Source organism: Paenibacillus sonchi, from assembly GCF_016772475.1.
Lineage (GTDB): Bacteria > Bacillota > Bacilli > Paenibacillales > Paenibacillaceae > Paenibacillus_AQ > Paenibacillus_AQ sonchi.
The window spans coordinates 1,606,398-1,628,462 of record NZ_CP068595.1 but is presented as its reverse complement, the minus strand read 5'-3'; the positions used below and the strand labels follow the sequence as shown (position 1 = coordinate 1,628,462).

The following is a 22,065-nucleotide window of genomic DNA, read 5'->3' as shown; positions in this document are numbered from 1 at the left end:
CAACACATCCTATCCCTCTTCTTGTTGAATATAGTTCACGATGTCCCTGACGTCCGCCAGATCGGCAGAACGGAATTGATAGGCGCTGTTCCCCATGGCCCGGCTGAACACTTCTTCAATCCCGGCATAATTGACGATCTTGTCCCCATACGTCCGGTAAATGTCCTCGTGGCTGTGGGAGTAATGCTTGTGCTGCTTGCGGCTGGCATAGCCGGTATAATATTTGCCTTCAAAAGGGCCGAGGGCCTCATTGTGCACAACCATACGCGCCCACTCCCTGTATACGTCCACATCATAGGAAAAGTTGATCGCATCGGTCATCCAAGCGCCGGGTGGACGCATGTTCACTTCAAGGGCAATGATCCGGCCATCCTTATTTGACTTGAACAATTCGATATGGAAGAAGCGCTCTTTAATACCAAAAGCCTTCAGAATGTTCCTCCCGGCCAGCTCAACCTCAGGACTGACATCCTTAAGACAGAAATAGTACAGGTGGTTGTCCGTATTGACAACATCCATCACGCTGTTTTCGAACAGGTGGCTGACCGCAAACCGGACGTTGCCTTCAATATCGACCAGCCCGTCATAGGTCAGAATGACGCCGTCAATGAACTCCTCAATAATAAAAGCCACATCATCCGGCTTGGTGTCAAAAAACTGCTGCAGCTCAGCTTCACTATTGATCTTGTAGGTCATGCTGGCCCCGGAGCCGAGGTCGGGCTTCACCACTAGCGGAAAGCCGGTGCTGCGGATAAAGTCCTGGACGCTGTCCCGGGTAGTGCCTGTGGAGAACTGGACCGTGCTAACCCCGCTTTTGCGAAAAAACTCTTTCATCTTGGATTTCTGCTTCAGGTTGTAGACAAAATCCGTCTTGGTGCCGTAAATGTTAAAATCCGTGCGGATCGCAGCGTCCTGCTCCAGCCAATATTCATTCAGGGATTCGAAGCGGTCAATTTTGCCGTATTGATGGGTAAAGTAGCCTACAGCCCGCAGGATCTCGTCGTAATTTTCCAAGCTGCTTACCTTGTAATACTCCGTTAATGCCGACTTCAGCTTGTCCTCCAGCTGATCATATTCGGCATCGCCGATCCCGAGTACCGTAGCACCCTGCTGATGCAGCTGACTGCAGAAGTCCGCGCTGTTCCTGGGGAAATGAGGAGAAAAGAAGATAAAGTTCACGCTGCCCAGCTCCTTTGGCAAAATTTAATATGTCCGCATTGTAATTCCGACTTATATTGTATGATTAATTCAATCTACCAGCTTCAGCCTCTTCCGTCAATCCTTTCGCCTCGGCGCTGCGCTGCGCCAGTTTACGGTTCAGTCTGGCCAGCAGCCCGCTGAAGGTGTGGCAGTCTTCCGGGGACCAGTCCGCAAAGATCTCTCCATACCGCTCCAGACGGATGTTCCGTGCCTCTTCGAGTTTGCGTGTGCCAAGCAGGGTGATCTCAAAATAGCTTGATCTTCCGTCCATCGGATCAGGTACCCGGACGGCATAACCTTTGGCTTCGAGCACACTGGTCTGTCTGCTGATCGTAGAAGTGTCGAGGCCGAACTCTTCGGCCAGTGCCTTCACCCCAACCTTCTCATGATGAGCCAAATGGTAGAGCAGCGTATATGTCGAGCGGTCCAGCCCGCCGTGCTTCTTGTCCAGAGAGGACCGGCGGATGAGTGTCATCAGCTCATTGTTAAGAGACTCCAGGTTTTTGTCATCCTTTTTATCATCCATGGCATAGTTTCCTTCCTTTACTGAATACTCTTCTCCATTATTATAGTGAACATACCGGACCACAAGCAAAAACCGCAGCCAATTATGAAACGGTATGAAACAAGTCATATTGACTTTCATGAATGTAGTTGTATAATACACATATAACATTATTGTTGTATTATACACCTAAATTGCAGAGGAAGCTGGTCTGATTTCCTTGGTTTTAACGGAGGAGAGAACGAATTGAATAATCACACGGCTCGCAATTCATCGTTTTGGCTGATCATTTTAGCTGTTTTTTTCGGGAATTTCATGGCGATCCTGAGTACGACGACCATTAACGTGGCGTTTCCGGTGTTTATGAAGGATTTTCATGCGGAGATCGGGACCGTGCAGTGGATGATTACCGGCTACCTGCTCGCTACAGGCGTGATCGCGCCGGTGGTGGGCTATTTTGGTGACAAATGGAGCTATAAATACCTCTATGTGTTCGCGTTATCAGGTTTTACGCTGTTCTCAGGGCTGTGCATGATCGCCTGGAGCATCCACTCGCTGGTGATCTTCCGTATTCTGCAGGGGGTATTCGGCGGACTGATCATTCCCACCACAATGACCATGATTTATCAATTTATTGAAAAGGAAAAGCAGGCATTCGCAATGAGTCTCTGGAGCTTATCCTCCATGCTGGCACCCGCTCTTGGACCGACACTCGGGGGATGGCTGACCGGATATTTTGGCTGGGAATCGCTGTTCATGATTAATCTCCCGATTGGGATCATAGCGATTGCTGTCGCGCTGAAGTGCCTGCCGTTCCAGCGTAATGCCGGAGAGACCAAAAGCTTTGATCTGCCGGGTTTTGTAACGGTTATTCTCAGCAGTGCATTCATTATCCTGGCCTTTAATAAAGGGAATAGCTGGGGCTGGGCATCCTGGAAAGTACTGGCGTTGTTGATCATCGGAGCCATTGCACTGATGTACTTCATCCGCAGGGAGCTCTCCTTGAAGGAGCCGCTCCTGAATCTGAAGGTATTCCGGCAAAACCGCTTCACTTACAGTCTGATTATCAACTGCATCATCACGGTTGCCCTTTATTCGGGAACATTCCTGATTCCGGTCTTTCTGCAGGATATCCGGCAGTCCACTCCGCTCACAACAGCGCTGGTTCTGCTGCCGGGCTCCATCGCCATGGCCGTCATGTCCCCGGTTGTCGGCAAGCTCTACAGCAAGGTTGGGCCGTTCTGGCTCATTCTTGGCGGGATTCTGCTGCTGGCTGCCTCCACCTGGGAGCTGAGTCATCTCACACTTGCCACTACCCATGTCCAGCTCGCTTGGCTGATGGCGGTCCGCAACATCGGGATTGCCCTGGCCTTTATGCCGGTTACGAATGCAGGAATGTCTTCCGTGCCGAAGCAGATCACCGGCCATGCTTCCTCCGTCACCAACTGGGTACGTCAAGCGACCGGAGCGCTGTCGATTGCTATCTTCAGCTCTCTGCTGGCATCGAGAGCCTTGACACATCAGAAGGAGCTTAGCGGCGGAGCATCTGCGGCAGGGGCGCTGCTTAAGGCGCAGGGCATGACAATGGGGGTTCAGGATGTGTTCCTGACCGCCACAGTGATCGGGATTCTGGCGATTCCTTTGACCTTCCTGCTCAGAACCGGAACAGCCAAGCCCCAAGCGGCAGTACTGAACGTAGCGGCCGTCAAGCGGGAAGCAAACAGTTAATACGTCGTCGGCAAGCAGGGGACGAACAGCCGGGCCGTCCTGGTCAAGCAACCGTCTCCGCTTCAGCCGGATTGCTTGTAAATCCGCAAACAGCCCCTGCTGGTTCCTAACGGACCTGCAGGGGCTGTTTCTTGTATAATCGGTGATCAGCCTACTGCAGGCTGATCTGATAATCCTTTTTCAGGTAGGCACGGATTCTCTTGAAATCTTCCACATTCAGATCGTCCAGCCGTTTGCTCCGCTCCCGCCCCAGAATGATGCCGATGGTCTGAGCTGCTAAGGCGGTGGTAGGCATGATTCTTGCACTGCCATAGGCTTTGATGCTGGCGCCCACATTTTTTCCGGTTACGAGCACATTGTCATAGGATTTCAGCTCAAAGGAACGCAGCGGCAGCCCGTAACGGTCCGGCTTGCCAAAGCCGATTCCGGTAGGAATCGCCCGGGTTCCCTGCAGATCAATGGAATACCCGCCAATGCTCACGTTGTCCCAGAACATCCGGCTGGACATTAAGTCCGTGTACTCCAGAACGTATTTGGTCTCATAGCGGTTATAGTCACGGATATAGAGGTACTCGGGGAATCCGTTCAGTTCGGCTTTGGCGAACCCGGGGATATTCTTGCGCAAAAAGCTCAGAATGTAAGGGGCCTCAGCCTTCCCTTTTCGTACCGCAGACTCCACAGACTTAGGGTCTGCAGGATTGACATCATAAATCAGCAGGCCGTTGATGATCACCTGGCCATTTTTTTGGTAGGAAGCGTTTAATCCGCGCAGCCGGAGCTGCCTATCCTTGGTGGCGTATCTATTGGTAATGTTGCTGAACCCTGTTGCAAAGTGCCAGTCCACATAGGTGTTGGGGCCATATTTCTTGCGGACATTGGTGAGCGGATAATCCTCCAGAATGCGCTGATGCAGCAGGTTCCAGTCCACATTCTTGAAATTAAGCATATAGGTTGCCGCCATATAATCGGGCACTGTACTGTTATAGATCGTTTCCATTCCGGGAATCCGGGCTTCCTTCAATTTCCCGCTTAGGGCATTGTAATCGGTGTTCTCCACCCAATACCGGGACTGAATCGTAACCTTGACGCCGTCTTTGCCGTGATAGGTGAGAGCACTCAGCATCTTCCCGCTGCTTGTCCCCTTTGTGTCCACCCGGTCCAGAACAATCCCGCTCTTCAGCGGAATGCCTTGCATCACCTTGTTATAATACTTTTGGAAATCGGCAGCATTGCGGATGGTTCCGGCTTTGTAGCCATTGAAGAGGTTTTTGATCTCGCCCTGTACGAGGCTTCTCTTCTGGTTGTCATTCACATCATCGAGAAAGAACATCTGCCCTTGAATCAATTCGCCGCCCGGTTTGCTGCGGGGATCAAGCATCAGCACTTTCAGTCCGGCCTTGACGGCTTCCTTGGCGAGCAGTGCGCCTTGAATTTCGCTTCCGATGACAACGACATCATAGCCCGCGGGCGCAGTAGAGGTGGCTGCAGGCTTCGCCGCAGCGGTGGCAGGCAGGACTGCTGCCGACAGGAGAACCAGTGCCGCCAGACAGCTTTTAATACGGTGGAATTTTCGGGATTGCATGAACATGGACTTCTTGTACTCCTGACTATTGTGGATTGGGTACCATACTTGTACTTAAGCATTAAAAAGCACCTGTTAATATTCTAAACGATTTTGGGTGGTTTTACCTGTGCTGGATTTGTGGCAATTTGCGGCGGCGCTTTCTCTTCGCATGTTACCCGATTATGGGGTAGAATATATAATAAAGCGAGCGAAAGTAGGAGTTGTATACATGTCGAATGAAGAAGTGTTTCTGACAAAAGAGGGTCTGGCCAAATTAGAGGAAGAGCTGAGGGAGCTGAAGACCGTGAAGCGCAAGGAGCTTGCGGCCCGGCTTAAGCTGGCGATCAGCTACGGGGACCTTAAGGAGAACAGCGAGTACCATTCGGCGAAGGAAGATCAGTCGTTTATGGAGACGCGCATCATGATTCTGGAGAAAATGCTGACCAAAGCACAGATTGTGGATGAGAGCAGTATGGATCTGAGCAAAGTCAGTGTCGGCTCCCTTGTCACCCTGAATGATGTGGAGTACTCTGAGAAGATTGAATATAGAGTCGTCGGACCGGCTGAGGCTGATGTGCTGAACAACAAGATTTCGTATGAAAGTCCGCTGGGCAAAGAGCTGCTCGGCAAAAAGGTCGGGGACATCATCAGCGTAAATGCACCCATGGGGATTATCCAATATGAGCTGCTGGAGATCAAGTTGCTGTAAGAAGCAGCCCCTCAAAACCAAACCCTGCAAAACCAAACCCTGCCTCCTGTATCGTTAAGGGGGCAGGTTTTTTTGAGGAAATAGCCCAGGCTAAGCTCTCTCCGAGCAGCCCGGTTAAATCAGGGTGTGCCCGCCCTCTACATGATGCACAGTGCCTGTTACGAAGCCGTTACGGATCAGATAGAGCACGCCTTCGGCCACGTCCGAAGCTGTGCCTACGCGCTGTACGGGCAGCTTAGCCGCTACGCTGCTGTAAAAAGCACTGCGGGCCTCTTCGGCCATTCCCGCGCGGGAGGGGGTGTCGATGATACCCGGCGATACGGTGTTCACCCGCAGCGGGGCCAGTTCCAGAGCCAGGGTCTGGCCCAGGTTGGCTACGGCTGCATTTACTGCGCCCAGTACAGACGATCCCGTCATGGCTTTGAAGGCTACAACCCCCGAGAACAGGGTGATGGAGCCGTGGGGGTTCAGGTGCGGCGCGGCGTATTTGGCCGCATAATACTGGCCCCAGAACTTATTGTCCATCAGTTGCCGGGCGGCACCGGTGGCTGTGGTGAGAAAGGGGCCACCGCTGGTCTCGGCTGCGGTGATCACCAGATGGTCGAAGGCTCCCAGCTCTGCGAATAAGGACTGCACTTGAGCCTCGGACGTAATATCCAGCGTATAGGTTGCCACGCTTGCATCAGGTCCCAATGCCGCTGCGGCCTGCTCCAGCTTCTGTGCTGAACGGCTGGCGAGGACCACTTCGGCCCCTTCCGCAGCGGCGAGTTTCGCGGTTGCCAGACCGATGCCCGAGCTGCCGCCGATAATTACTATTTTCTGTCCTGTTAACATGTCGATTCCTCCTCAAAGTGAACTGCCTTGTGAGGAGAGTATAATCCTAATACTTCCTTTGGGGAAGTAGTTACATTCTGCACATACAGTTACCCAAGAGGAAGTTTTGTGCGGGGGCTGAGCTGTCGGGTATGAACTTTTTTATGCTGTTTCTATTTAGAGCGCAAGCCCGTATCTCTTGAGTTCAATAAAAATGCCCTCCAGCTGTTCCCCCTTCTTCGTCAGCGTGTATTCCACGCGCGGCGGCACCTCGGGATATACAGTGCGCATAAGAATCCCGTGGCTCTCAAGCTCACGCAGCCGCAAGGCGAGTGTCTTCGGACTGATGCCTTCCAGAGAGCGCAGCAGATCACTGAAGCGCATGGTGCCTTCGATCAGCAGATCGCGGATAATCAGGAACGTCCATTTGGTTCCGATGACATCCAGCGTTTTGGCAATGGGACAGGCCTCGCCGGGGATTCCTTTGGTCAGAATGACGGGCTCCGTGTTATCCATTTCAGTCAACCTCCTGTGATCATCACGATTTGTGCTAATCATACCACAATACTATCTTTTGGGAAGTAGCATCGTTCATAGGCGTATGCTATTAAGCATATTGCTTCCGTATCTTAGACGGGCCCGGCCGTGGGGATTATAGTAAAAGTAATATTAGAATAGAGGAGTCCTCGCTATTGATTGACAAGGTATTGTCCACTCTGGTCGAGGTGATTGTGCCGTTGTCCATTCCGGTCATATCGGGTGCGCTGCTGGGACGGTACAAGAACCTGGACACCAAACCGCTGTTAACACTGTACCTATATTTCCTGAGTCCGGCGATTATTCTGGATACGCTCGCGACGGCGGAGATTTCCTTCGATGACGTGTACAAAACATTAGTCTTCTCCCTGCTGAACCTGCTGGTGCTGTGGGCGCTGGCTAAGCTGCTTGGCAGAGTGCTGAAGCTGGCCCCGGCCGAGGCAGCAGGCCTGACCCTGATCTCCACGTTCACGAACAGTGTCAATTACGGTCTGCCGCTGGTGCTGCTTGCTTTCGGGCAGCTGGGGCTGGATAAGGCCTCGGTCTATGTCATCGCCCAGATGGTCATTGTCAACACCATCGGGGTGTATTTTGCGGCAAGATCCCAGTTCTCTGCCGGCAGCGCCGTCCGCTCGGTATTCTCACTGCCCGCGATCTACGCAGCGATTCTGGCGCTGCTTCTGCGGGCGCTCGGCCTGCATATGCCGCAGGAGATTGCCTCGGGAGTGTCAATGGTGGCCGGAGCGTATTCCCCGGTGGTGTTGGCCATACTGGGGGTGCAGATGGTCAGGGTGCAGACCGCACAGGTTGCACGCAATGTGCAGCTGGCCTTCTGGACGGGCATGTCTGTCCGCCTGCTGCTGGCACCCTTAAGCGCCGCGCTGCTGCTGTTCCTGCTGAACATTTCGGGTACGCTGTTCGCTGTCCTGCTTATCCTGGCTTCCATGCCGGTCGCGGTCAATTCCGTGGTGCTGGCTGAGCGCTTCGGCAGCTCCCCCGCACTTGTGTCACGGTGCATTCTGTGGACAACACTCGCATCCTTCCTGGTGCTGCCGATCTTGATCTCTATTGTAGGCAGCGTGTGATCGTATAGCGGTTCGTGCTGAACCTGTGGATTTTTCTGTACAGGAGGGACCGGGAAAGGGCATTTCACGTCGCCTGAGCCGATTACAGGGTCTTCAGGCAAGCTAACCCTTATAACTAAACCGGCTGCACCATCCAGGGAGGGATGGTGCAGCCGGTTTGTTCTTGTGTAGGAAATTATGCAATGCAAAAAGATTTGGATATCTTGGAAGCGTCAGAGGATATAAGCGGTGCAGGAGGATTGGGCTTCATCCGCGGGCTGAAGCGGACTCAGGAGCACTAGCGTTGCATAAACACTGACATTAACCGCAATGACAATTGAATTTAGTGATTATTTTCACAATATATTCAGTCAAGAAGAAAATGAACGACCTTTCTTAAGCGTAGGTCATTGTCATCCATATTATTCCATAACACTCTTTATTTGTTGTTCTTGTTCTGCTCGATACCCGCTTTTTTCTGCTTCCGATCCACGATCCGTTTTTCGTTGACTGCTTTGGTGTAGGCTACTGGATGGTCGAGTGTCGGTGTTCTGCGCTTCGCCCCGGTCTTTCTTCGTCCTTTGGACGTTCGGGTCGGCCTTCGATTGAGCTCCTGGATGAATTCTTCCCACGTGTGCTCTTTGGCCGCATGAATTCGCAATCGTTTGAGGACTTCCCATTCTGTTTTCTCCGGCGCTTGCGTGTAACGAATGTACAGTGTCAGCGCATGGGCAATCAGAGAGAGGTACAAATGATTCCAGATTCCCTGCGGCTGGGTACTTTGCAAGCGAACCAACCGCAGATGCTGCTTCAGCCACTTAAAAAAGAGTTCGATCAGCCACCGGTGCTCGTATATCTCTGCGATATCTTCGGCGGAGGCCTCCCATTGCGTGGTCACAATTCGGTACAATCGTCCCTTTTCATCCGTAAATTCGACGAGACGAACGCGTTGCTCCATCGCCGTATATCCGCTCCCCATTTGGACGGTGGCGTCCCGCAGGATGCGGCTTCCTTCCGGAACGGGGTGCTCGTGGAGCACATTGGCTTGATGGTGGTCGGCGATGCGCATCACAAAATTCAGCCCACCTTCAATCCAGCGGTCCATCCGCTCGTAGCATACGTACCCGCGATCCAGGACATAGGTGACCTCTTCCTCGTGCAGCAACAGATCCGATCCTTCGTAGTCACTCACATTCCCCGTGGAAGGCACCATGTGCTGAACGAAGGTATGTTCCGGGGAAGTCACCGCGTACGAGACATGAATTTTAACGCCGCAGCGGTCCCGCGTCACCCGGGCCCAGTCAGACAAAAAGGCAGGAAGTTTCAAGCAACTGGCATCCACAAGAAGTAACCGCCCGACTCGCTGAAGCAGCCCGCTCGAGGCAGGACGGGACAGGTTTTTGATAAGATGGGTTAGGGCATAAAACAGATGTTCCAGCAAGGCCGTAGGCAACTGATTCATCCGCCGGCTGACCTGTGAAGCACTAATGCTTGGAAGCCCTAGGAGTTCCTGCAGATCAGGGGAAGCGTCGAGCTGCCACGCATACTCGCGGTAGGATTCCCAGCGCAAAAGATGAGCGGTTACCGAAAGCTGCAATAGTGCGAGGGTACGCAGCTTTTTTACCCCATAGTCCAAAGGGACGCAAGTGGGGGACAAGGTAGGCAATAAAGAAAGGCATTGACGAATGACGGTCATTTTAGGTATGTTATCCATGGTGAGTCTCCTTTTGTAAAGTTGGGGTTGGATAACGACCTACATCTTTACAATAGGGGATTTTTCAGTTTATGCCCATGAAAATAAAATAAAATTTCACATATATAGTTAATTTATCTAAATCAAATGTTGTGGGAGCTTTTATGCAACGCTAGTGACTCAGGAGCCGTTATATCGTTCGATGGAGCCTGGAATAAAGGGGAAAGAGACAAATAAAGGCATCTCAGTCCGTGGTCCTGCGGAAAAGACGAATCTTCATTCAATAACGGCTCTCCTGTCCGTAACTATTGGGGATCGAGCGTGAAGGGAGCTCATCATGTCCGCAGAATGACCCACACCATAATCATACGGGTTGTTAGAGGGCCGCAGGCGGGTTTGCCCGGAAACAACGGCAAAAATGCCGTTGTTGAAGCGCCGGAGGCCGGTTTACTCAGTTATAAGGCTTCAAGCGCTGAATCAGAGCGGGCTTAGAAATCAAAATGGTCCGGATCGGGGCCGGTCCGCTTGTTCTGGTTGAGCCCGTCAATCCGCTCCATATCCCCGGCACTCAGCTCGAAATCGAACACGGAGGCGTTCTCGATGATCCGGTGTTCCTTGGTTGATTTGGGTATGGTAACTATTCCGTGCTGCAGATCCCAGCGCAGGATTACTTGAGCTACCGATTTGCCGTGTGCGGCGGCAATCTCCTTAAGCACAGGCTGGTCAAGCAGCTGTCCCTGCATGAGGGGCGACCAGGCTTCAATCTGGATGCCCTGCTCTTTGCAGAAGCGGCGCAGTTCGCGCTGGGACAAGTAAGGATGCAGCTCCACCTGATTGACCATCGGTGTGATCTCCGCATCCCGGATCACATCCTCCAGATGATGAATCTGGAAGTTGCTGACTCCGACGGCTTTGACCCGTCCGGACGTATACAAGGTTTCGAGCGCTCTCCAGGCATCCTTGTATTTGCCCTGTACCGGCCAATGAATCAGGTATAAATCCAGATAGTCCAGCCCCAGCTTCTCCAGACTGGCATCATAGGCGGCAAGGGTCGCCTCATATCCGAGATCGGCGTTCCATACCTTGGAGGTGATGAACAGATCTTCGCGGGCCAGCTGGTTCTCGGCCAGAGCTTCCGCTACAGCCCGGCCCACACCGCGCTCATTCTGATAGATGGCAGCGGTATCTATGCTGCGGTAGCCGTGGGCAATAGCGGATTTTACCGCTTGTATCAATTCTGCGCCTTCTTCCACTTGAAAAACCCCCAGCCCGAACCAGGGCATATTCACACTGCTGTGCAAGCGGGTCGTATCCTGTAAATGTAATGCCATAATGAAAAAACCTCCTGAATGGGTATAGTATGAGAATGCATGAAGCTGAGATGAGCAGAAATAGATCCCTCAGAGAGAATCCTTATCCGCAACAGAGTGTCCTTATCCGCAACAGAGTGTCCTTATCCGCAACAGAGTGTCCTTATCCGCTACTTTGTTAAGGATCAGGCGGCCTTGCTTTGAAGCTTGCGCCCGTCCCTATTTTCGAGCGCCCGGCTCCAGGCGGTAAGAACCACTGCCCCCAATACCATGATAGAGCCAATCCATGGAGTATGGATTAGTCCCAAATGATCGGTCACCAGTCCTCCAAGATAGGCGCCGATGGCGATGCCTGCATTAAAGGCAGCTATATTCACCGCCGAAGCGACATCTCTTGCACTGGGTGCGAACCGGTCGGCCAGCATTACTACGTAGACCTGCAGACCGGGTACATTCATGAAGGCGAGCAGGCCCATGAAGAAAATGGTAATCAGGGCAGCGGCCTTAAAGGGGGCGGTAAAGGTAAGCACCAGCAGGACCGCTGCCTGGAAGGCAAACATATAGAACAAAGCGTTTACCGGCTTGCGGTTGGCTGCTTTCCCTCCGATGACATTGCCGATGGCAATGGCTATGCCGTAGACCAGGAGAATCACAGCTACCGTCTGTTCCTGAAAACCGCTGATCTCATGAAGCAGAGGGGAGAGGTACGTGAACACGACAAAGGTCCCCCCGTAGCCCAGAGCGGTAATCGCAAAAGCGAGCAGCAGGCGTCCGTTCGTCACCAGCTTGACCTGCTCACGCAGCGGGGTCCGTGTACCTTTGCGCAGGGCGGCAGGAACGAGCAGCAGGTTGGCGATCAGCGCGATAAGACCGACAGCGGCAATGGCGATAAAAGCGGCCCGCCAGCCGAGCTGCTGCCCGAGAAAGGTGCCCAGCGGCACCCCGGTCACCGTGGCTACCGTAAGCCCGGTGAACATCATGGAGATGGCGCTTGCCCGCCGGTCCTCGGTTACCAGATCGGCGGCGATGGTGGAAGCGATGGACATGAACAGGCCATGAGAGAGCGCGGAAAGGATGCGGGCTGCAAGCAGCATGGAAATCCCGCCCGCAGCGGCAGCCAGGCTGTTGCCGGCGATGAAGAGCAGCATTAAGGCCAGCAGCAGGGTCTTGCGCGAGATGGCCGTGGTCAGCGAGGTCAGCACCGGTGCGCCGAAGGTGACGCCAAGCGCATACAGCGTTACAGTTAATCCGGCGGTCGTCACGGATATATGCAGGTCATCAGAGATCAGCGGCAGCAGCCCGACACTGATAAACTCGGTTGTTCCAATCGCGAAGGCGCTAATGGCTAGAGCCAGCAGCGCCAGTGTACTTCTTTTGCGGTCCAAAGACATATTTCCTCACTCCTACACTATGGTAATCACCGGCCGGTAAGTGCTATTATGAATTATTGCAGCGGCGAAGGATAGTACGCACTTTTTAGTGCTATAGGTTCTAAAAAGTAACTATAACCAATCAACAGGAGGGCTGAGTATGGCCAAAAAATATAATATATCGGTTGAAGCTACGCTTGAAGTGATCGGAGGAAAGTGGAAGTGTGTGATTCTCTGCCATCTGACGCATGGTAAAATGCGGACCAGCGATTTGAAGCGCCATATGCCGAACATTACACAGAAAATGCTGACCCAGCAGCTGCGAGAACTGGAGCAGGACGGGATTGTGAACCGGATCAGCTACAATCAGGTGCCGCCGAAGGTGGAATATGAGCTTAGCGATTACGGGCGGACGCTGCAGTCGATTCTCGATTCCTTATGTGCCTGGGGAGAGCAGCATATCATCAAGCAGTATGGGGATAAATTCGCTGTATTGGAGGACAATGTGCTGAACCATTAGGGCTGCAACCTTTTAGCAATTTATCCGTCTGGAAGGAAGAAGAGGCTAATCCTTTACTTCTAAATTCTGCTGAGAGGTGACCCCCATGAAGACGAAGGCATTGAAGAAAATGACATCAACTGCAGCAGCAGTACTGCTGACTTTGGCTTTTGCCGGACAGAGCTTTGCCGCAGCCGCAATGTTTCAGGATCTCTCCGGCACACCGGCCAAGGATAAAATCGCCCAACTGCAGCAGCGCGGCATTATTCACGGAGTTAGCGATACTCAATTCATGCCGGATGCGGCGGTTACAGCAGCCCAAGCTATTCAGATGTTCGTTAATGCCTTTAATCTCAATATTGATCTGCTCCGCTTCGTCAAGGCACCGCAGGCTACCGACTATTTTGCCAATGCCAATAACGATGCCTGGTATGCAAATGCTCTAATAATAGCAGCTAACAACGACATTGGTTTATCCCCCGATCTCGATCCTGCGAAGAATTGGACCCGTGAGGAGTTCACCCATCAGCTCATGCTGACCATCGAAAAGCACAGCAATCTTCCGTTGATCAAAATCATACCGGTGGACATTGCAGACAGCGCGGACTTCACCAACGGCTACGACGGCTCCATCCAGCGGGCGCTGGTGCTCCATATCGCCAGTCTGGACAGTGACGGCAAATTCCATCCGGCTGCCGGTATTACCCGCGCCGAAGCGGCGGAAATGATCTATAACGCGCTGGAGTACATCGCCGCACATCCGGCTCCTGCCGGTGGCCTGCAAGAGTAAGCCTGCTTCAGCATCTCAGGCCGGCATATGCCGGCACAGCAAAAACCGCAAGCCCCATCCAAGGGAGCTTGCGGTTTTTGCTGCCGATCAGATATTCTCATCCGGTACCGTTTCAGTCCGGCTGTCCTTCGCTAACCTGAATCGTAAAGACAAATACGGCGCCTTGCCCGACATCAGGTTTGGCGTAGATTTCGCCTCCCATCAGCTCCACCAGCATTTTGCAGATCGACAGGCCAAGTCCGGTACCGCCGAATTTGCGGTTGATGGTGCTGCTGATCTGGGTGAAGGGCTGAAATAAATAACTCATTTTATCTTGCGGAATACCAATGCCCGTATCCTCGACAGTGAATTCCAGCGTGAGCATGCGGTCAATGGCTGTTTGGAGCTGAACCCTGATTTTTACGCCTCCGGTTGTGGTGAACTTGATCGCATTGCCGATCAGGTTGTTCAGAACCTGGCGCAGCCGGTTGGGATCACCCACAAGCAGCACCGGCACCGCAGGATCAATATATGATTCCAGAGTCAGATTTCGTTCCATGGCCAGCGCACGGAAGAGATCGATGGTCTCTTTGAGGCAGGAGTTGAGGTTGAACAGCTCATAGTCCAGCTCCATTTTGCCGGATTCGATTTTGGTGAAGTCCAGAATGTGATTAATGACAGAGACCAGAGCATGTCCGCTGGTATGGATAATCTCGGCCATTTCCTGGTCATCCTTGCTGAGGTCCGAGGTTCGCAGCAGATCGGACATGGCAATGATGCCATTCAGCGGTGTGCGGATTTCGTGGCTCATCATCGCCAGAAAGCCGCTTTTGATGCGCAGAGCCACCTCGGCGGTATCCTTCAGCTCAGTCAGAACCCTGTTGGCTGCCTCCAGCTCCTGTGACTTGAACTGCAGCTCCTTATTAGTCTGGTAGAGACGGACAAACCCGTCGATCTTACTCTTGAGTATAAGCGGGTGATACGGTTTGGTCAGATAGTCAATCGCTCCAGCCGAATAGGCCATCATGTGGTTCTCCAGCTCGGAGGTGAGCGCCGTTAAGAAAATAATCGGGATATCCCGTGACTTCCGGCGCATTTTGATTCGTTTGGCCGTTTCAAAGCCGTCCATTTCGGGCATAAGCACATCCATAATAATTAGCGCGTACTCATTCTCCAACAGGTATTTCAGAGCTTCCATGCCTGAACTCGCGTGGATTAGCTTATAAGATGAGCCGGCCAGAAGTGCCTGTATGGACAGGAACTCATCCGGGCGGTCATCCACAATTAAAATATGAACAGGGTATTCCATAATTCCTCCCACGGCGAGTAAAGTAACCTGATGATAGCATCGTTGCTGTTATTATTTAATTAACCATATCTTGAGTACTGTGACCAGCTGTGTGGTATTAATCGGTTTGGAAATATAGTCTGAAGCGCCCGCCCGGAGGCATTTAGCCCGGTCTTCCTCCAGGGCGCGTGCCGTCAGGGCAATGATGACAACCTGATCATACTGCGGTATGGCGCGAATCCGTTCCATCGTCTCGTACCCGTCCATTTCCGGCATCATAATATCCATAAACACAAGCTCGACATCAGGATGACTTTCTAAATGCTCCAAGGCTTCCCGGCCGTTCTGGGCAAAGCTGATATCCATATTATAGCCTTCCAGAACACTCGATAATGCAAAAATATTACGCATATCATCATCCACTAGCAAAATGCTTTTTCCGGCAAAGGCTGCCTCCGGATTATGCAGTTTCTCAATCAGCTGCTGCTTATCCGGCGGCAGATCGGCATGCTTGCGGTGCAGGTACAGCGCTGTCTCGTCGTACAGGCGTTCCATTGAGCGCACATTCTTGATCACAATGCTCTGCGCGTAATGCTTCAGCCGCTGCTCGTCATTTTTACTGAGATCCTTGCCCGTGTAAATGATGACCGGCAGAGTCTGCAGCTTACGGTTGGTTTTGATCTGCTCCAGCAGGCCGAAGCCGGAGATATCCGACAAGCCAAGATCCAGCACCATGCAGTCAAAATGATGGCTGGACAGCTGCTCCAAGGCCTCCCTGCCAGTCTCTACGGCCACAATGTGCACATCCGGATGCGCAATGAACTCTACGAGGCTGCTTCGCAGGGTCTGGTCGTCCTCGACGATCAGCAGGCTTTTGACCGGACGCCGGATATAGCTCTCAATCTGCAGGAATGCGGCCTCCAGTTCAGCCTGGTCGCCCGGCTTCTTCCAGAATGCGAGCGCCCCTATGGCAAGGCTCTGCTGGTTCTGGCCGGTAGCGGAGATGACATGCACCGGAATATGCCGCAGCTCCGGGCGGCTTTTCAAGCGGCTGATGATCGCCCAGCCGTCGAGGACAGGCAGATGCAGATCCAGCAGGATGGCATCCGGCTTGTATGCATGAGCCAAGGCCAGACCCTGGTCACCCTTGAAGGCGACAATGGCTTTGAAGCCTCTGCTTGAGGCCAGCCGCAGCAGAATTCCAGCGAACTCGGCATCCTCTTCAATAATGAGCAGCAGGGTATCTCCATTCTGCAGATTATCGCGGTCATCCTCCATTTCTGCGTATTGCAGCAGCTTGGGATTGGAGATGGAAATGTCGGGAACAAAGGATTCACGGAAGGCAGAACCCTGTACCACAGCGGCCCCTGTATTGCCGGATGCGGCGGCTTCTCCGCCTGCCGCCGCCTCAAAGGATGCGGCTGGCAGGGCGCGGTCATCTTCTCCCGGCTCCACCACCGGCAGAATCAGGGAGAAGGTGCTGCCTTTGCCTTCGGTGGAATCCACCTCGATCCGGCCATTCAGCAAGGACGCCAGCTCGCGGCAGATGGTCAGGCCGAGGCCGGTCCCCCCATATTTGCGGCTGGTTGTGCCGTCGGCCTGCTGGAAAGCTTCGAATATGCTCTCCAGCTTGGCCGCCGGAATGCCGATTCCGGTATCGCTGACAGCCAGGATAACATCTTCTCCCTTGGTGCGGATCGAGAGGGAGACCGAGCCGTGCTCCGCTGTGAATTTGACCGCATTGGACAACAGATTATTCATAATCTGCTGGAGCCTGTGGCCATCGGTCAGGAGCTGTTCCGGCAGTCTGCTGTCGCAGTGGACATCGAAGCGGATCTCTTTCTTTTTGGCCTGCTGCTCGAAATGGCGGTACAGATGGCTGCTGAGGTCAGCCAATGACACCAGTTCGATCACCGGTGTCATTTTACCGACCTCCAGCTTGGCCAAATCCAGAATCTCATCGATCAGCTGCAGCAGGTCCTTGCCTGCCGAGAAGATGGTATGCACATATTCGAGCTGCTTCGTGCCCAGATTGCCTTCTTTGTTCTCCGCGAGAATCTGTGACAGAATCAGCAGGCTGTTCAGCGGTGTGCGCAGCTCATGGGACACATTGGCGAGAAATTCAGATTTGTATTGGGCAGCCCTGAAGATCTCTTCCGCCTGGGCTTTGATCTCTATCTTCTGTTGCTCAGTCAGCTGCATCTGCAGCTGGAGCCGCTCGTTGGAGGCGGACAGCTCTTCAGTCTGTGCCAGAAGCTCTTCCTTCTGCTGCTGAAGCTCGTTCGTCTGGGCGAGCAGTTCATCCGCCTGAGCCTCTATCTCTGCTTTCTGCTGCTCCGTGAGCTCCATTTGCTGTTGAAGCTGTTCATTTGAGCTCAGCAGGCTGTCTGCCTGCATATGCAGCTCTTCGCGCTGCTCCTGCAGTTTCCCGGTATGCAAACGCAGCTCTTCGGTTTGTGCTTCGAGCTCTTGGGTCTGTGCCAGCAGCTCCTCGGTCTGAGCCTCCAGCTCTTCCTTCTGCTGTTGGGTTTCACCCAGAAGCTCTGCAATTCTGGCCACATCGGCCAGGGTATTAATCAAGATGCCCATGTTCTGGCCGCTCCGTTCAATCAACTGGCGCTCTTTGGCCGAAAATTCACCCATCGCCGCCAGCTCGACTACCGCGACAACGTCATTCTCATAGAGAATAGGCACCACAATCAGCGTGGAGGGCGGGGAGTCGCCTAACCCGGAGTGTACTTTGACGTAATTCCGAGGCAGATCCTGCAGCAGAATGACTTTCTGATCGAGCGCGCATTGACCAATGAGCCCGCTGCCGAGGGTAAAAGATTCACGCTGGCTTGCGGCCTCATCGAAGGCGTAACCGGCAGTAAAGACCAGCTTGTCCTGACGTTTCAAATAAAAGGCGCCATAGCTGCCGCGGACCGCTTCCGCCAGCCTGCTGATGAAGATGCGTGCCGCAGCCTGCAGCTGCACAGACCCTTGAAGCAGCAGGGTCATTGCGGAAACCTGGTCATTGATCCAGGCCTGCTCTTCAGCCATCAGTCTCAGGCGGCGCTCTTCTGCAGTTTTGTGGTGCAGATCCACTGCTACGGCGTGGAAGGAAGCGGCCAGCTGCCCAAATTCATCCTGCGCTGTATCCGTCTGCACCGAAGTATCCACGTTGCCCCTGGAGATATCACGGGAAATCTGCAGAATCCGGGCCATGCCGCGTCTAATATTCCCGAGTACGCTGATGATCAGGACAATAGACAGTCCCATTCCAGCCAAGCCGAGCCCCAACGCAACCACCTGCGGGATTCCTCCCAAATACATAATGGATATAGTAATCATGCCGCCAAACAGCAGTATCGAAAGCAATGCCGCTAACCAAACCTGGTGTTTTATTTTCATGTCTACCGCCTTTGTTCAGTTATTGTCAATAGAGATTAAGTATACTTTTAATAGAGGGGCGATGAAAGCATAACACTGAAAAAACACCGAAAAGCTGCTGATTTACAGCGGCTTTCCGGTGCAGTCTATGAAAATTCGTGAGTTTGTGTCCAGCAAGCGGCTAACGGAGGCGGCTGCTGCTCCGCCGCCGCTTGGCGGCAGCCTTGTTCAAGGCATGACCGCCCGTTCCGCCGCCGACTGCCTGCTGCTGTCTTGTTGCAGGGCTGTCGATGGCTGCGTTGGTTCCCCCTGCACTGTACGTTCCTCCCCCGCTGCCGACTTGAGTCGCTGAGGAGGTCCTGCTGCCTTTGGGAAGCTTGACGGTCTGGTTATTAATGACAACGACTACCTCTTTGCCGTGCAAGCAGGGGAGCGGGAAATACGGTTTGCTGCCGCGCTGTCCTCTGCTTCCCAGATTTGTTGCATCCCCTCCGGCCCCGACACTCTGCTGCTGGCGGGTAAAGGGTGATGCAATGGCTGCGTTGCTCCCGCTGGCGCTGCTTCTTCCGGCTCCGCTGGCAATCTGTGTGGTATTCGCCGCATTGGTATACTGGTTGTTGATGACGAACACCAGCCGGTCTACTCCCGCCAGCGGGGTGCGGGTAATGATCTTCCGTGATCCTTTTTGGATAATGACGATGATCCGGTCCTGCCGTTTCTGTGTCGGTCTAGCCATCCGCCTCATTCCTCCCGTAAATATAGGTTCCCTTACCATTAATGCGTTCAGCCGGGAAGGGTGAGCAATCCGGGTGCCGCAGGAAGATAAACCAGCAGAAGCCCAGCGGCCCTGATTTTTGAACAAAAATGAAACTCCTATGAAAGGAAGGGAAAACTCCTGAAAATATTTAAAATTTTGCTTGTATGGATCGTACCGAGCGTGTAAGATATACGAAGGTTTTTAATAAAAGACTATCATATAACTCATATAATCTTGGGAATAAGGCCCATAAGTTTCTACCGGATAACCATTGCAATTATCCGACTATGAGTGAAATAGCGCATCTAGGGTTCCGTTTTTTTATGCCATGGCATAAGAGAGGCTGGTCCAAGCGATGCGGACACAGGTATGTGTTACACCGCTAAGGGACAAAAACCCAGAAGGACAGATTCACTTGAGAGAAGCCTCAAGGAGATCTGTCTTTTTTGCCGTTTAGGAAATGATGATTTCCCTTTCTTGTTGATTAGATATTTGTAAAGTTGGGGATAAGCAGACGCGAATTCAGCGGATTCACCCAAAAGGATGAAAATTAGCCAATTCGATAGCCGTTTTCCAACTAGCACTTGTAAGACGCAGGTGAGCAATGCTAAGTGGAAAAAGGGAACTTATTCCTCCTAAAAATCAACAATTGAGAGATTTAAGTGGAAAAAGGGAACTTAATGAGGTCATATTCCTTCGTCAGGAGCGAAATGAGCTGAATTAGTTAACCTTTTTCCACTTAACCTGCGGAGAACAGGGTGCTGGGGCAAATTAGTTAACCTTTTTCCACTTAGAGTCGGCGAAGGATTGATAAAGGGTTATCCAGGCATAGCTAAACTAAAAATTTATTCAGTCAAGGATGGCGTAGCCGTTCAGTTCTTGAAAAGGGAGGGGATTTACAGCGTGAAAGTTTTAGAGGAACGCATAAGGGAAGAGGGGCTCATTCTGTCGGATACAGTGCTTAAGGTGGACTCCTTTTTGAATCATCAGGTGGATACGCAGCTTGCACTGCAAATTGGGGAGGAGTTCGGGCGCATCTTCGGGCATCTGCCAGTCACCAAGGTGCTGACCGTTGAGGCCAGCGGCATCCAGTTCGCCATGGCAGCCGGAATTGCGCTGGGAGTGCCGTTCATTTATGCCAAGAAAAAGAAAGCTGTTACCCAGTCCGAAGGCGTCTATTCGGCACCGGTGCATTCCTTCACCCGGCAGGAGGATTACCGGATCAGCATCTCGCGGAAGTACCTGGGTCCGGGGGATAAAGTGCTGATTGTCGATGACTTTCTGGCTACGGGGGCAGCGCTGGTGGGACTGGCGGATATTGTGAACGAATCGGGGGCAGAGCTGCTGGGCGTGGGCTGTGTAATCGAGAAAAGCTTTCAGGAAGGCCGGAGCCTGCTTGAAGACAGGGGTATTGCTGTCCATGCACTGGCCAGAATCTCGTCGATGTCGCCGGGGAAATCCATTTCATCGGAAATCCGGATACAGCAGAAATGATCAAGGAGAGTGTGGAATGTTAAGCAAACAGAAAATATTGGCCCTCGGGCTGCAGCATGTGCTGGCGATGTATGCCGGGGCGGTCATTGTGCCGCTTGTTGTCGGAGGGGCGCTGAATCTAAGCGGAACACAAATGGCCTACCTGATCGCGGCGGATCTGTTCACCTGCGGCCTGGCTACCCTGCTGCAGATTATCAGCAGCAAGCATTTCGGCAGCGGGCTTCCGGTGGTGCTGGGCTGCACATTTACTGCGGTCAGCCCGATCATCGCCATCGCTTCAGGCTCTAATCTGGCGACGGCCTACGGCGCGATTATTATCTCCGGCTTGTTCGTCGTTCTGGCAGCCCCGGTCTACGGAAAGCTGCTGAAGTTCTTTCCTACAGTAGTTACCGGCTCTGTAGTCACGATCATCGGCTTGTCATTGATTCCGGTAGCCATGAACAATGTGGCGGGAGGCCAGGGCAGCGCCGATTTCGGAGCGCCCCGCAATCTGCTGCTGGGCCTCATCACGCTGCTTGTGATTCTGGCCGTGAACCGGTTCACGACAGGCTTCATGCGCTCGGTATCGGTCCTGGTCGGGCTCGTGGCCGGAACCGTGATCGGTTATGCGATGGGTATCGTTCATTTCTCTACCGTGGGCAGCGCCTCGTGGGTCAGCATTGCCCAGCCATTCTATTTCGGGTGGCCTGAATTCAGCATTGCCGCCATCTTCACGATGATTATCGTCAACATCGTCTCTATGGTAGAATCAACGGGTGTGTATTTCGCCGTGGGCAAGGCTACGGACCAGCAGGTTGAGCAGAAACAAGTCGTGAACGGCCTGCGCTCCGAAGGGCTTGCGATCATGCTGGGCGGTCTGTTCAACGCCTTCCCGTATACAGCGTTCTCCCAGAATGTCGGCCTGCTGTCGCTGACTCGCGTCAAGACGCGCAATGTTATTTTTGCGGCGGGCGGAATTATGGTCGTGCTCGGACTGCTGCCCAAGCTGGCGGCGCTGACGACCGTGGTGCCGAATGCCGTACTTGGCGGCGCGATGATTGTCATGTTCGGTTCGGTGGCGGCGTCCGGGATGTCGATCCTCTCTGAGGTCGACCTGCGCAAGGACGGCAACCTGCTGATTGCGGCTTGTAGTATCGCTGTGGGGCTGGGGTCAGCAGTGCTGCCCTCCATGTTCGACCAGCTGCCGGAATTCGCCAGAATGCTGCTTCAGAACGGAATTGTCTCCGGCTCGCTGACGGCCATTATCCTGAATATCTTCCTCTCCAGAACTCAGGAGAATGCAGCCCCGGCTGCCACTGTACCCGAGGTCCATGTGAAGTAAAATATTGCAAGTCCTGAACGCTAAAAAGTCCATCGGCCGATTCCGAAATATAATTGGAATCGGCTTTTTTTG

The 22,065-nt window shown here is 53.0% G+C and carries 17 protein-coding genes, 1 pseudogene and 1 riboswitch; of the genes and pseudogenes, 7 read left to right on the top strand and 11 right to left on the bottom strand.

The window, feature by feature from the left end; translation table 11 throughout:
* Nucleotides 1-9: 9 nt before the first annotated feature.
* Both JI735_RS07440 and JI735_RS07435 read right to left on the bottom strand, forming a co-directional pair.
* On the bottom strand, nt 10-1,179 hold the full coding sequence (locus tag JI735_RS07440) for an ATP-grasp domain-containing protein (protein ID WP_039834699.1): 1,170 nt from the start codon (nt 1,177-1,179) through the stop codon (nt 10-12).
* A 64-nt stretch (nt 1,180-1,243) separates the two neighbouring features.
* Entirely contained in the window at nt 1,244-1,789 is a 546-nt protein-coding gene (locus JI735_RS07435; protein WP_233476302.1) for a MarR family winged helix-turn-helix transcriptional regulator, read from the bottom strand.
* A gap of 162 nt (nt 1,790-1,951) precedes the next feature.
* On the opposite strand from JI735_RS07435, the gene JI735_RS07430 reads away from it, so the two are divergent.
* Nucleotides 1,952-3,433, top strand: a complete 1,482-nt coding sequence (locus JI735_RS07430; RefSeq protein ID WP_039834698.1) for an MDR family MFS transporter — start codon at nt 1,952-1,954, stop codon at nt 3,431-3,433.
* A gap of 151 nt (nt 3,434-3,584) precedes the next feature.
* Here the strand turns inward: JI735_RS07430 and JI735_RS07425 are convergent, their stop codons facing one another.
* Entirely contained in the window at nt 3,585-5,015 is a 1,431-nt protein-coding gene (locus JI735_RS07425) for an FAD-dependent oxidoreductase (protein ID WP_411830114.1), read from the bottom strand.
* Nucleotides 5,016-5,226: 211 nt separating this feature from the next.
* Here JI735_RS07425 and greA point away from each other — a divergent pair, with 211 nt between their 5' ends.
* On the top strand, nt 5,227-5,706 hold the full coding sequence (gene greA / locus JI735_RS07420) for a transcription elongation factor GreA (protein ID WP_039834696.1): 480 nt from the start codon (nt 5,227-5,229) through the stop codon (nt 5,704-5,706).
* Between the two features lie 114 nt (nt 5,707-5,820).
* Here the strand turns inward: greA and JI735_RS07415 are convergent, their stop codons facing one another.
* Together JI735_RS07415 and JI735_RS07410 are read right to left on the bottom strand one after the other, a co-directional pair.
* Entirely contained in the window at nt 5,821-6,540 is a 720-nt protein-coding gene (locus tag JI735_RS07415; RefSeq protein WP_039834695.1) for an SDR family oxidoreductase, read from the bottom strand.
* 156 nt (nt 6,541-6,696) lie between these two features.
* Nucleotides 6,697-7,035: a winged helix-turn-helix transcriptional regulator gene (locus tag JI735_RS07410; RefSeq protein WP_039834694.1), complete on the bottom strand. Its 339-nt coding sequence runs from the start codon at nt 7,033-7,035 to the stop codon at nt 6,697-6,699.
* Between the two features lie 176 nt (nt 7,036-7,211).
* On the opposite strand from JI735_RS07410, the gene JI735_RS07405 reads away from it, so the two are divergent.
* Nucleotides 7,212-8,141 (top strand): AEC family transporter, encoded by a 930-nt coding sequence (locus tag JI735_RS07405; RefSeq protein WP_039834693.1) that lies wholly within the window; start codon nt 7,212-7,214, stop codon nt 8,139-8,141.
* A 418-nt stretch (nt 8,142-8,559) separates the two neighbouring features.
* On the opposite strand, the gene JI735_RS07400 is transcribed toward JI735_RS07405, so the two are convergent.
* From JI735_RS07400 to JI735_RS07390, 3 genes are all read right to left on the bottom strand, one after another.
* The gene (locus JI735_RS07400) at nt 8,560-9,834 is read right to left on the bottom strand and encodes an IS4 family transposase (RefSeq protein WP_202677267.1); all 1,275 of its coding nucleotides are present in this window, start codon (nt 9,832-9,834) and stop codon (nt 8,560-8,562) included.
* 467 nt (nt 9,835-10,301) lie between these two features.
* Nucleotides 10,302-11,144: an aldo/keto reductase gene (locus tag JI735_RS07395; protein ID WP_039835174.1), complete on the bottom strand. Its 843-nt coding sequence runs from the start codon at nt 11,142-11,144 to the stop codon at nt 10,302-10,304.
* Between the two features lie 164 nt (nt 11,145-11,308).
* The gene (locus JI735_RS07390; RefSeq protein WP_202677266.1) at nt 11,309-12,514 is read right to left on the bottom strand and encodes an MFS transporter; all 1,206 of its coding nucleotides are present in this window, start codon (nt 12,512-12,514) and stop codon (nt 11,309-11,311) included.
* 139 nt (nt 12,515-12,653) lie between these two features.
* Here JI735_RS07390 and JI735_RS07385 point away from each other — a divergent pair, with 139 nt between their 5' ends.
* Entirely contained in the window at nt 12,654-13,013 is a 360-nt protein-coding gene (locus tag JI735_RS07385; protein WP_039833441.1) for a winged helix-turn-helix transcriptional regulator, read from the top strand.
* Nucleotides 13,014-13,098: 85 nt separating this feature from the next.
* Nucleotides 13,099-13,782, top strand: a complete 684-nt coding sequence (locus JI735_RS07380; protein ID WP_039833440.1) for an S-layer homology domain-containing protein — start codon at nt 13,099-13,101, stop codon at nt 13,780-13,782.
* A 112-nt stretch (nt 13,783-13,894) separates the two neighbouring features.
* Here the strand turns inward: JI735_RS07380 and JI735_RS07375 are convergent, their stop codons facing one another.
* From JI735_RS07375 to JI735_RS07365, 3 genes are all read right to left on the bottom strand, one after another.
* Nucleotides 13,895-15,070, bottom strand: coding sequence for an ATP-binding response regulator (locus tag JI735_RS07375; protein ID WP_039833439.1), 1,176 nt, complete (start codon nt 15,068-15,070; stop codon nt 13,895-13,897).
* A 51-nt stretch (nt 15,071-15,121) separates the two neighbouring features.
* Complete coding sequence (locus tag JI735_RS07370) at nt 15,122-18,442, bottom strand: response regulator (RefSeq protein WP_202677265.1); 3,321 nt, start codon at nt 18,440-18,442, stop codon at nt 15,122-15,124.
* 160 nt (nt 18,443-18,602) lie between these two features.
* Entirely contained in the window at nt 18,603-19,157 is a 555-nt protein-coding gene (locus JI735_RS07365; RefSeq protein ID WP_202677263.1) for a hypothetical protein, read from the bottom strand.
* Nucleotides 19,158-19,382: 225 nt separating this feature from the next.
* Nucleotides 19,383-19,486, top strand: a riboswitch (purine riboswitch).
* A gap of 595 nt (nt 19,487-20,081) precedes the next feature.
* Between JI735_RS07365 and JI735_RS07360 the strand changes: the two are divergent.
* A pseudogene (locus JI735_RS07360) lies at nt 20,082-20,695 on the top strand (xanthine phosphoribosyltransferase).
* Entirely contained in the window at nt 20,689-21,993 is a 1,305-nt protein-coding gene (locus JI735_RS07355) for a nucleobase:cation symporter-2 family protein (protein ID WP_202677260.1), read from the top strand. The pseudogene JI735_RS07360 and the gene JI735_RS07355 overlap by 7 nt, the downstream one beginning before the upstream one ends.
* Nucleotides 21,994-22,065 lie beyond the last annotated feature (72 nt).